This is a genomic window from Pseudoalteromonas sp. APC 3691 (assembly GCF_030408135.1).
Classification (GTDB): Bacteria; Pseudomonadota; Gammaproteobacteria; order Enterobacterales; family Alteromonadaceae; genus Pseudoalteromonas.
In genome coordinates, this window is record NZ_JASDCB010000056.1 from 16,349 (window position 1) to 30,403 (window position 14,055).

A 14,055-nucleotide genomic window follows, 5' to 3' on the forward strand; every position below is an offset into this window, starting at 1 on the left:
AGTTAGCTACCTCTGTATGTAGAGTAGCCAAACGGGCTAAGCAACAATGGGATATGATGATGTTTAGTATCTTGTAATCTAAACGTTATTTGCGCCTCTGGGTAAAACGCAGGGGTAGGTTGGTTTTGGTAATAACTATCTAAATCAAATACTAGCTTATAAGTTGCAAATTCTACTTCTGTATTTAGCCAGTCGGTAATACGCCCATCGGAATCTGTTTTGCCTTGGGTTAGTTGTACCCATTCGTTATTTGTAAGTTTAAATAGCTTAACAGCAACGTTTGCTGCTGGTTTTCCGGTGCTGGTATCAAGTATATGGGTGGTTATAGGGCTTTTGCTCATAGCAGTGACTCCAATCTTATTTTTGTTATTTTGGCTTGTTCGCCCGCGGCTATATTTAGCTCTGTACTGCGGGTGTTGTGTATGCGCTGCTCTATGAGTTCGAGCATTTGTTCGGCCGTTTTACCGGTGGCGCACACAATAAAAATAAAGCCAAACTTGTTCAGGTACTCTTTATTAAGGGCAATCATTTTGGTAAGTACGGTTTCGTTTGCTTTGCTCATACCTGATTGCTCATGCCCCGCTTTTTGTGCGGTAGCAGCGTATTTTTTGCTAAGGGTTGATAAGTCGCCTATTTGCGGGTGGCCTTCAAAAGCGGCTAAATAGTCGCTCTCGTCAAGGCTATCCCATATGCTTTGTGCGCATTCAAACAGCTGCTGAGCACTTTTAAATGGCATTGCTTTTACCATGCCCGCCACCCAGTTAGGGGCTGCGCAGCAATGCTCAAGTGCTTGTTTTGCTTGTGCATCATTTAGCGTATTTATTTGTAAGCTACTCATGCGTCTACTTCCTCCTGCGTGGTGCTAATTAAGGCATTTTTTAGTGTGCGCCACTGTAAGCCTTGACGTTTTGGCGCTTGGGTTTGCATAGCCTGATAAAGGCCAATTAGCTGTCCACTAATCGAAATAGCCACTTCCATTGGTAATTTGCCCGTAATGTTTTTAAGCCCAACAGGGCAGGTCATTTGCTTTATTTGAACGGATGTAAAATCGCGATGGGCTAGGCGTTGTTTAAAACGTTTTGCTTTAGTGTCAGAGCCAATAACGCCCAGCCAATTGGCATCAGCGCGTTTAATAATGGCTTGGGTGAGTGCAAAGTCGAGCTGGTGGTTATGGGTCAATATTAAGTAGTTGTTAGATTTAGGTGCACGTTTTACTTGCTCTGTTGGCTCTTCATCAATCACTTTTACTACGTTATTTGGAATAGCCTGTGGGAATACATCTGCGCGGCTATCTATCCAGCGTATGCGCATAGGTAGTTGTGCCAATATACCAATAAGCGCTTGTGCTACGTGGCCTGCGCCATAAATGTCGAGGGTGAAGCGCTCGCATTGCATGCATTCAAGCATAACGGTGGCAGCCCCGCCGCAGCACTGGCCTAAATTTGCACCTAGATTAAATTGCTCAATTACTTGGGCGGCTTCGCCTTTGGCAAGTAGCTCTCGGGCTTTTTCAATTACTAGATATTCAAGGTGGCCACCGCCAAGGGTGTCGTAAATATGCTCGCCGCTTATTACCATTTTAGAGCCTGTGCCGCGTGGGGTTGAGCCATTGGTGCCAAGTACAGTGGCAATTACATAGTTAGTGCCGCTTTGTTCATGCTCGTTTATAGCCTGCGCCCAGTTTTGGGTATGAAAACCCTGAAACGACTCATTTAAATTAGTCATGTTGATGCTCCTTAAACCAGCTAGCGGTTTGCTCAATTGCATTTAATACACGCTCAGGTGTTGCAGGTGTATCCAGTGGGGCTGTGTATTTGTAATCAGCCACACTGCTTATGGCATTACGAATGGCACTCCACACGCTAAAGGCCAACATAAATGGCGGCTCGCCTACGGCTTTTGATCTAAACACGGTGGTTTCTGGGTTGGCAGAGTTATATAAATTGACGTTAAATTCGGCCGGAGTATCGCCAATGGCTGGTATTTTGTAGTTGGCTGGGCCAAAGCTTGCAAGCTGGCCTTTATCATTCCATTGTAAGTCTTCGGTTGTTAGCCAGCCCATGCCTTGCACAAAGGCGCCTTCAATTTGCCCTATATCAAGTGCTGGGTTAATTGAACTGCCTACATCGTGCAGTATATCAACGCGGGTTACCGTGTTTTCGCCTGTCAGCGTATCTACTTCTACTTCGCTGAGTGCTACGCCGTGAGCGTAGTAAAAAAATGGGCGGCCTTCGCCTTTAGCTCTGTCGTAATGAATTTTTGGTGTGGCGTAATAACCCGTTGATGAAAGCGATATACGATTCATGTAAGCAAGATTTGCAAGTTCGCTAAAGCTAATTTCCCCTTTACTAAAAGTAATGAGGTTATCTTTAAATGTAATACTTTGGCTGTCTACTTCAAAGTGCTCGGTAATAAAGTTTATTAAGCGCTCTTTTATTGTGTTTACTGCATTTAGCGCCGCCATACCGTTTAAGTCGGTACCGCTTGAAGCCGCTGTTGGCGAGGTGTTTGGTACTTTGTCGGTACGCGTAGCGCTAATACTTACCGCGTCAAAATCGACCCCAAAGCCATGGGCTACAATTTGCGCAATTTTGGTGTTTAACCCCTGGCCCATTTCGGTGCCGCCATGGTTTAAATGTATAGAGCCATCGCTGTATACATGCACTAATGCACCGGCTTGGTTTAAGTGTTGTACCGTAAACGAAATACCGTATTTAACCGGCGTCATCGCAAGGCCTTTTTTGATAATAGGTGACGATGCGTTGAATGCTTTAATAGCATTTTTACGTGCCCAGTAGTCACCTGACTCTTCAAGCTGGTTTATCATATCTTTTAAAATATGTTGCTCTACGGTTTGATGGTACGGCGTGGTATCGCGGCCTTTTTTATATAAATTGAGTTTTCTAATTTCAAGCGGATCTTTACCTAATTTGGCGGCTATATCGTCCATTATTAGCTCGCCCATAATCATTCCTTGCGGGCCACCAAATCCTCTAAATGCGGTATGGCTTACGGTATTTACTTTACAGCGATTACCCTTAATTGTGGCGGCTGGGTAGTAGTAGGCGTTATCGGCATGAAACATGGCTCGGTCTACAATTGCATCAGATAAATCTGGCGAGTAGCCACAAAACCCATTTACGGTAATGTCGGCACCTTTTATTAAGCCATTTTCATCAAAACCAACATGGTATTGATTATAAAAAGGGTGGCGCTTACCGGTTAATTTAAAATCGTCGCTGCGGGCTAGGCGCATTTTTACTGCGCAGCCAAGGTGGTAAACCGCAAGAGCTGCAAGGCATGCCCATGGTGCGCCTTGGGTTTCTTTGCCGCCAAAAGCACCGCCCATACGGCGGGTTTCTACGTTTACAAAGCTAAATGGCTTTTTTAAAATTTTAGCAACTAAGTGCTGCACCTCAGTAGGGTGTTGCGTAGAGCACTGAACATGAATGCCCCCGTCGTTATCAGGTTGCGCCAGCGCTATTTGGCCTTCTAAATAAAAGTGTTCTTGCCCGCCTATGCTTATTTCGCCTTTAAGCTGGTGGGCTGCGTTATTAATGGCGTTTTCGCTGTTACCACGGTTAAGTGAATGGGGCGGCCTTACCCAGTGCTCTTTGCTAATGGCTTCTTTAATATCAAGTATGGGTGTAGTTTGCTCGCACTCAATAACCACTAAGCGTGCAGCGCGACGCGCTATGGCGTAGCTGTCGGCAACGACAATTAATACAGGTTGCCCGTGGTATTGAATTTCATGACTAGTGAGTAATACATCACCAGGAAATACTGGACCAATATCTAATTTACCCGGTACATCTTCGGCCGATAAAATACGTTTAACGCCTTCAACTGCCAGTGCGTGACTTGTATCTATTGATTTAATAAAGCCGCTTGTAACAGGTGCGAGCACTGGGTAGGCATGGAGGCAGCCGTATGGCTCCGGGTTATCGTCGGCAAAATTTGCACTGCCACAAACTTGTTTAATAGCGCTTTCGTGATATTTAGACTGTCCAACGCTACCACCTTGCGCCTTTAGTTTATCCATTTCAAAGTGACGCATGTGAGATCCTCGTAATGGCAATGTTGTTATTGTTGCTTGCTTGCGGCTCACAAAACTCAATACCAATGCGTTGTAATAAGTTTTTGCTTACCGTGGTGCGGTAATGCGCACTGCTTCTTACATCGCTCATGGGCGTAAAGTCATCGTTAATAGCCGTTGCTGCGTCTATAAAGCTACTTACTTGTAACGATTGAGATATCAGCTTTTGCTCAATATGCTGCGCGCGCTTAGGAATAGCTGCCATACCGCCCATAGCGCAGCGGGCTTGAGTAATCATGTTTTGTGAATGCTCTATAGCAAGTACCAAACAAACGGTAGATATATCGTCTTCAAAGCGTTTTGATATTTTATGACACGCCAGTTTTAGTGACTCTGGGCGCTTTGGGATGGTGAACTTGCTAATTACTTCATCGCTTTTAAGAACTGTTTTTTTGTAATCAATAAAGTAGTCGGCAACTTTTATAGTGCGCGTACCAGCGCTGCTTAATAAATCCATTGATGCATTAAGAGCGATTAAAAGGGGAGCTGGATCGCCAATAGGAGAGGCATTCCCTATGCTGCCACCGAGTGTGCCGCTGTTACGTACTTGGCTTGATCCTAAGCGTTCAAATAGCTCTTTTGACTCTGGGTAATAGTTATAAAATACCTCAACAAATTGGCTATAAGGTAGTGCTGCACCAATGTGTAGCTCACCGTTATGATCTGCCAAGGTACAAAGCTCCTTTACTTGGCTAAGGGAGATAATTACATCTGGTAAAAGCATGTTTTGGCTAAGCTCAATGGCAAAGTCGGTACCACCAGCAACTAAATGTGCATAAGGATAAAGCGTTTTTAGCTCAACAAGTTGTTGGGCAGTTTGTGGTAAGTAAAATTTGCGAGGGCCATTTTTTAAAAATGGAATATCGTCATCATATTGCGTATTAAGTGATGCTTTAAATTGAGCGGGCATTGCTGAGTACGGTTCAGCTTTACGCTCATAGCTATAGGCTTTTTCGGCTGCAAGTAATATAGGGCTATAACCTGTACAACGACATAAGTTACCGCCAAGTGCATAAATAACCGCTTTTTTACCAGGGTACGTTGGCTCATTAATATAAAGAGCCAACAAACTCATTATTATACCGGGCGTACAAAAACCACATTGCGAACCATGACACTCCACCAGTGCACGTTGCACGGGGTGTAAATCGGTTAAGTTTGGGTATAAACCAGTAGTCACAGCCTCTACCGTTACTATATGTTTTGCATGCGCATTACCTAATAACAATAAACAGCTGTTCATTGTTTTGTATTGCCAACTAGCTTGCCCGTTTGCATTTATACGCTCTTCACCCACTAAAATTGTGCACGCGCCACAGTCGCCAGTTGCACACCCTTCTTTGGTGCCCACTTTCCCTTTTTTGGTGCGAAGCCAGTCCAAAATGGTGAGACTTGGCGAGCATTCTTGTACTTCAATTGGCGTGTTATTTAATAAAAATTGAATCACACAGACCCCCTTAATTTTTATAAAGCCCTGATACATAAAGGCTTGGCGTATGTTTTTTCTTGTTGTTTGCGCACGGGTAACAAAAATACTTTTTAATCTTTAATTAGCTTATTGCAGTTACTATGCCATTGTTGACCGCTTGGTCAGTTAAGGGCGGTTGGGTTAAATTATCGAGGTATAGGTAATAACGGAGTCGCTTTAAAAATAAGGCACGGTGAAGCGAATGCTTTTACTATTTAAATCTAAAGGGGGAAATAGGGCTGGTAAAAGCACATTAATGAAAATGCTTTATGGTGTGGTTAAACCTGACCAAGGGGACATGTTTTTTAATGGCCGTATAATACCAATCAACAATGAAAAATTAGGGTAGGTGTCAGCGTTATTTTTTTATTTAACTCTGCAAGTTGGATAGGTATTAGCCTATTAATCTTTGAGTCAATTTTTGTAGGCTATCTTGCTTATTTTGAGTGGATAAATAGCGCTAGCTTAATTTATGAGCCTACTTATAAACAACGTGTAAAAAATACCTACTTTTAAAATAATTACCTTCTCAAATATTACCTTTCATAAAACCTAACCTCAAACTGCATTCAGTGTGAATTACAGCGTTGTTTTTAAATGTAATTTTTAAAGTTAATTCAACTTTTAAGGGATGTTTTTTGGCACGTAAGTTGAAACTACTCCTTATAAATTTTAAAAAGGAATTACCATGACTGCTGAATACTTTATGGTACTAGGATTACTCGGTGTCGCATTTTTTGCTGTTGCAGGGGCATTGCTTGGGTATGAAAAAAACATTAGTGGCTTTGGCGTAGTAGTGGTGGCAACCGTTACAGCATTAGGGGGCGGTACCCTCAGAGATATACTTTTAAACAAACCGGTATTTTGGATTGCTACCCCAGAGTATTTATATTCGACCTATGGGGCCGTTATAGCAACAATTGCATTTATTCGATATTTACCGCGCGTTAATAATTACTACTTTTTATTAGTAGACGCTGTTGGTATGGCGTTATTTAATATTATGGGGATAGAAAAAGCACTCATTAATGGCTCTGGCATGGTGGTCGCAATTACCATGGGCATTACTACAGGTATATTTGGTGGTTTAATACGCGACGTAATTTGCCGTGAGGTGCCAACTGTTATGCGCAGCGAACCTTACGCCTCTGCGTGTTTAGCGGGTGGTGCAGTTTATGCCGCTTTATTTAGCCTTAATGTAGATTACATTTGGTGTATTTTAGGGTCATTTTTCACGACTATTTTTTTAAGATTAGGCTCTTTGCATTGGGGTTGGCATTTAACTATTTTCAGAAAAAAAGACTTCAGAGATCAAAGCGACTAATTTTAGCTACGAGTAGCCCGCGTTTGCATGTAGTACTCGTAATTATTCTCATCCGTTATAGTAAAACCCAGCCGCTTATAAAGTCCTAATGCTGGGTTGTTTTTAAGCACAGTGAGTTTAATAGGTTTTGACTGCGCACTTGTAATAACTTGTTCAATAACCGCTTTCCCATACCCTTTATTTTAATGCAGTGGATGTATTTGTAATTGCATTATTTCAACGTATTGAGCGTACGTTTGGTATTTTAAAGTACCAATTGGTACCTCATTTATAACTATAAGATAGGAGCAGTTATATTGGTCATCAAGCCTTAAAACATGCTGTTGCTCAGTTATACCAATCCGCAATAATACTTAAGCATTTTGCGGGCTAAACGTGTCGCTACCTGCGTTAAAAAATGCTCATTTAGAACAACTAAATAGGAATTTTTTGCCTAGCTATCAACACGTTTTTCCAGCCTCAAAATAGATCTCTTAATTAAGCGAATTGGTATTAAAAATAACCCGGCATTTTCTAAGTGTTCAACCATAGTCAGTTTTCTGAGGCTTAATAAGTAGTCTCGGTCTGAATATGCTGCCTTTATGAATTTAAAAACCATAGTGCTCCCTTGCAACAGCCTCAATGTTTATATTTGTAGAACTAACCAAAACAAGTGCGCAGTATTAAATGTGCAAGCCAAACTAACAAAGGCAATACTACCAATACCCAAGTGCTTTCCACCAAAGCCCGCCAATAATTCCCCATACACTTAAATTAATAACGCTCATTATAAGGCCCATTACCCACCAGTCTTTTAATGATACATAGCCTGAGCCAAACACTATGGGAGAGGTGCCTGTTGCGTAATGCGTTAACGACATCATGAGTGATGAAGCGCCAGCTAATAGTAAACCTAAAAATAAAGGCGGAGCGCCAAGCGCTAAACCTGCGGCGTAAAATGCGGCAAACATAGCAGTAATATGTGCTGTAGTACTGGCAAAAAAGTAATGAGCATAAAAATACACAGCTACCAATATAATGGCCGATACAATCCAGTCAAAGCCCAGTTGCGCAATGTTGCTCTCAACAAGTGTTGAAAACCACGTTACCAAACCTAGTTTATTTAAAAAAGTGGCCATCATTACTAATGCTGAAAACCAAACAACGGTATCCCACGCAGACTTTTCTTTAAGTACATCGTCCCAGCTTAATACACCAGTCACTAATAAAACCGACAAACCTAAAAAAGCCACTGCGGTTGTGTTAACCGCGTAGTCAGCCCCTAAAATCATTGCGGGTACGCCGGCCCATAAAACAAGCAGCATAGCAAAAACACCCACCATTATTTTTTCGCCATAACTCATTGGGCCCATTTCAGTTAATTTAGATTCTGCATATTTTTTAGCGTCGGGCGTACTTTTAACTTCAGGTGGGTAAATGGCATAAACAACCAAAGGCACAAAGGCAATACATAGCAAACCAGGAACAAGCGCTGCCAGCGCCCACGTACTCCAAGTAATACTGATATTTGCACCGGTAGCATCAGCAATCAGCTTTACAATTAGAGGGTTTGGCGCAGTCGCCGTAATAAACATAGCTGATGTAATAGGGTTTATATGGTAGCTCACTAAAGCAAGGTAGTGCCCAATTTTACGAGATGTACCTTCCTCAGGGGACGAGCCAAAACTTGTTGCTATCGACTTCATTATTGGGTGAATAATAGCGCCGCCTCGCGCGGTATTACTTGGCGTTACAGGCGCTATAACAAGTTCAGAAAGTGCGAGTGCGTAACCAATACCAACTGTTTTTTTACCAAAAAGAGAAATAAAATTATAGCCAATACGATTTCCCAAACCAGTTTTAGCTAAACCCCGAGAAATAATAATAGCAATACCAATCAACCAAATTAATGAATTAGAAAAGCCACTTAATGCATCTTTAATAGCGCCAGATGGGCTGTCATTAGTTACGCCAGTTAACGCAACAGAGGTAATAGCTAAAATAGCAATGGCGCCGATTGGCATTGCTTTACCAATAATGGCAACAACAGTACCAATAAATAAAGCTAACAAATGCCATGCGTTTTCGGTAACACCTTGCGGGGGCGGTACAGCAAACCAAAGTAGTAAAACAATGGCTATAGAAATCAGTCCAGAGGTAACTCGAATATCAGTACCCTTCATTAAAAATGTCCCTAAGTTTTAGAAATGCATGCATTCTGTGTATTGAAAAGGCGACGTTATTCTACTTCATTTTATAATAAAAAAAATGACGCACATCATATGAATATTAGACTTATTTAATTTTATTAATAAAGAGGTAATAAACTATAAACTAAAGTGATTGATTATATTACCTGATGAGAGCTTACGTTGTGCTTAATCAACTCTTATATTTTTAAGAGTTAGCTTGAATTGTTTTATCGACTAGCAAGGTCTTTGTAAGTCTTAACAAATACTAGGAAATACAATGAACTTAAAATTAACCAACAACGTGATTACTTTTTATTAGCGAGTAGCTTTTTGTTACTTGGCTTATCGTTTGCGTTAGGAGCAAACTCTAACACGTTAACGGCTACGTTTAGTTTTTATGGCGTTGATTCGCTAATGTCTGTATCTGCATTAGGTTTGATTAGTGGCTCATTTATGATTGCCTTAGCGTTTGCCACTGTGCTCGCTCGCCTTAAACTAATGAAACCTACGCCAGCACTTTTACTTGCAGCAATTATAAGTTTAGTAGCATTACTTACCTTGTTTGCCAGCAACCGTTGGATGGCTCAACTTGGCGGCTTTCCAATCATTGGTAGTGGGCAGGGCATAATTAAATACTTTGCTGTAGTGCCTTTGTATTTGTTTTTATTTTATAAAGACAAACTTACCGACAAACAACACGTACTTTTAAACTTTATACCGGTTGCCATGGTTTTATTGTGGATTGGCGGCATGAAGTTTTATGAGTTTGAAGCAAAAGGCATTGTAAGTTTAGTAGAAACCTCACCGTTTATGTCGTGGTTATACACGGTATTTAGCGTACAAGGCGCGTCTAACGTGATTGGCGGGTTTGATGTATTATTTGCTGTGTTATTGGGCTTAGGGCTATTTTTAAATAATAAAAAGCTAATTATTGTAAGTGGCTTAGCGTGTTTAAGCGTATTTATGATGACCCAAACATTCTTAATTACCGCCACCGGTGCATTTAGTTCTTCCACTTTATTGGATCGCTTAGGGCAGTTTGTAATTAAAGATCTTTGGTATATAGCCAACCTTGTTGTTATTGCTTTTTTAATGATTTTTAAACCGGCTAAATAATATAAAAGAGGGATTTTATGATCAGTTGCAACCAATACGACTACATCGAAATTGCCTGTATGCACCATTTAAGCATTGAGCTTATATTAAAAAATGGTGATGGTGTATGTGGCGTAGCAACTGACACAAAACGCAATGCTAATAGAGACGAATGCATAGTTGTTAACGTAAATAGCGAGCTGCAACTCATTGTGCTTACTACAATTAGTGTACTTAAAGCGCATGAGAAAAATCCATACTTTGACCACGTGAACTTTGATGTAAAGTAAACACCTCACTCATTCGTTTTTATCATAAATATCTCTAGCGAGTCTGTATCATTAATATGTTAAGGCTCGCTTATCTAACCAATGCTTTAGCTAATTACGCGCTAAATACATAAAGCCAAAATTTTCCTACAACTTTCTTTTGTTCTTTACTCGAGTTTTTCACCGAACAAGGCTAAACGCCAACTATTAAAGCGTATAAATAAAGCGTATAAAAATGCTAAACCAGTATAAGTAAGCCTTAACTAGCGCTTAGTATCCGTACGTTTGTTAATTATGCTCGTAAAAGGTAGCTACATAAATAAAGCTAACTGACAGAACCAACTGTTTATATAAATAGCTATTTTAATTTTGTCCGATAACATCATTAAAAATCGTTTTGGTGAAAAATAACAAAGACCTTTTTATTACATGCCTAATTACTTGTTTACATTAAAGTTAGTTAGTGGAATTATTAAACAATGTAATAAACGCCGTTTTGGGGCGTTATAACTCTCAAAGTGTTGTTCAATAAGTTGTTATACGTTTAGGAGGTTTGGTGAACGGAATCTGTGCATTGTGTACGAAATCAGCGAAGCTTAAAGATAGTCACTTTATGCCTAAAGCTGTTTACCGATCAATTAGTAAAGGTTTCCCTGAACACGGACAAAACATTGTTGTGATTAATGGTTCTAATAAATCAGCAGCCTATACTGACAAGCAAGCTAAAAAGTATTTACTTTGTGAGCGTTGTGAATTGAAATTCTCCAAAAATGGGGAAGATAAAGTAATATCTTTTATGGCTCGTCCTAACGGTTTTAAACTAGCTACAAAGATAAAAAAGTTTAAAACGTTGTCTCATGTAAAAGATGAAGTATGGTATTTTCCACCAAGCGACGAAATAGCGTTTAATTTCATGTACTTTGCTGTAAGCATTGCTTGGAGGTTGTCTGCAACAGATTGGAGTGGGTTCGGTATTCCTGATACAAAGAATTCAATTCGTGAAGAAAGCATGATTGCTTTTTCAGATTACCTATTAGGAAATACTGAACTTCCTGCAAATACTTATCTAGCTGTATATGTTGATAATCAAATAGTAGATACACCATCAATGGGCTTTCCAACTATTAAAAATCATGGTGGCTATCAACATATAGTGTTTAACATTCCTGGTCTAAAACTAAGCCTGTTAGCAGGCAAAAATCCAGGAGCGGGTATTAGAGAAACATTCTCTATTAATACAACTAACGTGTATTTTGTTAGTCGTAGTTTAAAAACACACCCTGATTATCATTTTATGGTTAACTTTTTAAAAAATGAATCAGTTGCAAAGGGTCGGTTACTGAAAGAGCGTATCAAACACGTAACAACACGCCCTGAGGTGGACGGCTAGTAAAATTAGCTATTAATTGCAAATTTTAAAAGTGGTGAGCCTCTTTGTTTTTCAACACTTAAATGCAATCGTTATCCATTTAAATACCAGCGTTCTAATAGTGTGGTTATATGGCTTATCCTTCACTTTTACTGCTTATAATACGCTTTAGCCTAAAATCAACTATGCACCTATAACGATTAGAAAAACCAGCCACTCTACAAATTTTTGCCTTAGAAAAGTGGGCAACTAAAACCTAAATATATCCATACCTCCTGAGGGCTTCGTTCAATAAATTGCGCTATCCCCGCTTATTTTTACTTCAGCGGTATCATTAAACGCGCGCAATTTCCCTGAAAATCAATAGCCTAAAAAAATAATTATAGGAGGTCCTGTAGTCAAATAACAATACTTTAGTAAACGCTAGTTCATATTACGTCACGTAATATTCATGCAGAACTTTAAGTTAAACATACGCTCGTGCAGCGTTCCCATTTTTATTTGACTCAATTTATTGGACATTCTTTTTATGAAATTAAAGTTATTTATCGCAATTATTTTTAGCACTTCGATGTCGTCTTACGCGACAGAAGCAGTAGATAAAACGGAGTTTTCATTCGAAGACTTAAAAGCGCTGGCAAAAGCCTCAGCCGAAAAGCCCTATACGTCAACTAAGGTGCCAGCGCCGGAGTTAATCGATAAAATTACGTATGACGAACATTGGAAAATACGCTTTAAAGAAGATGAAACCTTATACCCAAGTGGAAAAAAGGCACCTGTACAATTATTTTACCCAGGGCGATATTTTCCTGAGCCAGTAAGTATTTACATCAGAGACGATAAAAATCAGGTTCAAAATGTACCTTTTAGTAATGACGTTTTTGATATGCCTGATAATAGCCCAGCTCACGATCTCCCAGAAGGGTTTGGATTTGCAGGCTTTAGAATAATGCGCCCAGATATGAAACCAGATTGGATATCTTTTTTAGGCGCGTCTTATTTTCGTACTGACGGGCCAGAGGGACAATATGGACTGTCAGCCCGAGGTATTGCAATTAATACGGGTATGAATCAGCCAGAAGAATTTCCGCGCTTTTCTGCATTTTGGATTGGCCCCGCAGAGAAAAAAGGTGAAAGTGTGTCTGTTTGGGCATTGCTTGAAGGGCCTTCTATCACTGGTGCTTATCGGTTTGGTTTAAGTAAAGATAACAAAGAAGCCAAAGGCCATATTACCTCTGTAACGGCTAATTTGTATATGCGCGCCGATGTTGAACGCTTAGGCGTAGCACCGTTAACCAGTATGTATTGGTACTCACAAAAAGATAAAACAGGAGCTAAAGATTGGCGCCCAGAAATTCACGATAGCGATGGCCTGGCGATTCACACAGGATCGGGTCAATACGTTTGGCGCCCATTAAATAATCCTCAGTCGGTGTCGACCAATAGTTTTATTGATGAGAACCCAAAAGGGTTTGGCTTAATCCAAAGAGATCGTGACTTTAATAACTACCAGGACGACGGCGTATTTTACAATAAGCGTTCATCAGCGTGGATTAAACCTACTGACGATTGGGGCAAAGGCGCAGTACAGTTAATCGAAATTCCTACAAAAGATGAAACGTTCGACAATATTGTTGCCTACTGGGTGCCCGAAAAAGAGGCGCGCAAAGGTGATGAGTTTACCTTTTCTTATGATATTGAATGGCGTCCACTCGATCCAAAATCAAAAACGCTTGCAAGCGTTGTAAATACTCGCCAAGGCTTAGGCGGAATTCCCGGCCAGCCTATTCCTGAAGGCGTTAACAAGATGGTGATTGATTTTGAAGGTCCAGTATTTAAAGGCTTAGATAACAAAAGTGGTATAAAGCCGATTGTTGAAGCCAGCAACGGTGAAATACTAGAACCTATTGGAGTTTATCCGGTAGTTGGTACAAACCAATGGCGATTAGCGTTTGACTACAAACAAGCTAACAACAATCCGGTGAACATACGCGCGTATTTAGTTGATAAAAATGATGAAGCTATAACTGAGACATGGGTAAGTGATGCAAAGGTAACGATTAAATAAGACCTTAAAGTAACTGTTTAGCATATTGTTCTTAAATGAACTCAGGCGCTTTTTATCCTTGTTCTTTTGTAACTATTCACCAAGACAAATTATTTTCTAAGGATCTTTTTTAGCTATTGACTGATCCTGCCAGTATGCCAAGCTAGAGCTATTACCCTATCGCTCTAGCTTTAATGAATTTAAACAGCATAAATA

At 40.3% G+C, this 14,055-nt stretch carries 11 protein-coding genes and 3 pseudogenes; 6 read left to right on the plus strand and 8 right to left on the minus strand.

From position 1 onward, the window contains the following. Nucleotides 1-2: 2 nt before the first annotated feature. From uraH to xdhA, 5 genes are read right to left on the minus strand one after another with little or no spacing between them, the layout of a single operon-like run. Complete coding sequence (uraH, locus tag QL998_RS15695) at nt 3-341, minus strand: hydroxyisourate hydrolase (RefSeq protein WP_024595278.1); 339 nt, start codon at nt 339-341, stop codon at nt 3-5. After that, complete coding sequence (gene uraD / locus QL998_RS15700) at nt 338-838, minus strand: 2-oxo-4-hydroxy-4-carboxy-5-ureidoimidazoline decarboxylase (RefSeq protein ID WP_290193031.1); 501 nt, start codon at nt 836-838, stop codon at nt 338-340. The genes uraH and uraD overlap by 4 nt, the downstream gene beginning before the upstream one ends. Further along, entirely contained in the window at nt 835-1,725 is an 891-nt protein-coding gene (gene xdhC / locus QL998_RS15705; RefSeq protein ID WP_290193032.1) for a xanthine dehydrogenase accessory protein XdhC, read from the minus strand. Before xdhC ends, uraD begins: the two co-directional genes overlap by 4 nt. Further along, nucleotides 1,718-4,057 carry a xanthine dehydrogenase molybdopterin binding subunit gene (xdhB, locus tag QL998_RS15710; protein ID WP_290193033.1) on the minus strand — a complete coding sequence of 780 codons (2,340 nt, stop codon included), beginning with the start codon at nt 4,055-4,057 and terminating at the stop codon, nt 1,718-1,720. Before xdhB ends, xdhC begins: the two co-directional genes overlap by 8 nt. Beyond that, entirely contained in the window at nt 4,044-5,543 is a 1,500-nt protein-coding gene (xdhA, locus tag QL998_RS15715) for a xanthine dehydrogenase small subunit (protein ID WP_290193034.1), read from the minus strand. The genes xdhB and xdhA overlap by 14 nt, the downstream gene beginning before the upstream one ends. Before the next feature lie 283 nt (nt 5,544-5,826). On the opposite strand from xdhA, the gene QL998_RS15720 reads away from it, so the two are divergent. Next, nucleotides 5,827-5,913: a hypothetical protein gene (locus QL998_RS15720; protein WP_241764416.1), complete on the plus strand. Its 87-nt coding sequence runs from the start codon at nt 5,827-5,829 to the stop codon at nt 5,911-5,913. 339 nt (nt 5,914-6,252) lie between these two features. Continuing rightward, nucleotides 6,253-6,888, plus strand: coding sequence for a trimeric intracellular cation channel family protein (locus tag QL998_RS15725; RefSeq protein WP_004334621.1), 636 nt, complete (start codon nt 6,253-6,255; stop codon nt 6,886-6,888). A gap of 2 nt (nt 6,889-6,890) precedes the next feature. Here QL998_RS15725 and QL998_RS15730 read toward each other — a convergent pair. From QL998_RS15730 to QL998_RS15735, 3 genes and pseudogenes are all read right to left on the minus strand, one after another. Further along, nucleotides 6,891-7,058, minus strand: a pseudogene (locus QL998_RS15730) (GNAT family N-acetyltransferase); the annotation flags it as partial. A gap of 323 nt (nt 7,059-7,381) precedes the next feature. After that, nucleotides 7,382-7,486, minus strand: a pseudogene (locus QL998_RS20785) (GNAT family N-acetyltransferase); the annotation flags it as partial. A gap of 97 nt (nt 7,487-7,583) precedes the next feature. Further along, nucleotides 7,584-9,050 (minus strand): DASS family sodium-coupled anion symporter, encoded by a 1,467-nt coding sequence (locus QL998_RS15735; RefSeq protein ID WP_290193035.1) that lies wholly within the window; start codon nt 9,048-9,050, stop codon nt 7,584-7,586. Between the two features lie 286 nt (nt 9,051-9,336). Here QL998_RS15735 and QL998_RS15740 point away from each other — a divergent pair. The 4 genes and pseudogenes from QL998_RS15740 to QL998_RS15755 all read left to right on the plus strand — a co-directional run bounded on the left by QL998_RS15740 (nt 9,337) and on the right by QL998_RS15755 (nt 13,860). Beyond that, nucleotides 9,337-10,175 (plus strand): annotated as a pseudogene (locus QL998_RS15740) (DUF417 family protein). 17 nt (nt 10,176-10,192) lie between these two features. Continuing rightward, nucleotides 10,193-10,444, plus strand: a complete 252-nt coding sequence (locus tag QL998_RS15745; RefSeq protein WP_024604525.1) for a Rho-binding antiterminator — start codon at nt 10,193-10,195, stop codon at nt 10,442-10,444. A 592-nt stretch (nt 10,445-11,036) separates the two neighbouring features. Continuing rightward, nucleotides 11,037-11,813, plus strand: coding sequence for a hypothetical protein (locus QL998_RS15750; protein ID WP_231616352.1), 777 nt, complete (start codon nt 11,037-11,039; stop codon nt 11,811-11,813). A gap of 508 nt (nt 11,814-12,321) precedes the next feature. After that, nucleotides 12,322-13,860 carry a glucan biosynthesis protein gene (locus QL998_RS15755; protein WP_182198033.1) on the plus strand — a complete coding sequence of 513 codons (1,539 nt, stop codon included), beginning with the start codon at nt 12,322-12,324 and terminating at the stop codon, nt 13,858-13,860. Nucleotides 13,861-14,055: the final 195 nt, after the last annotated feature.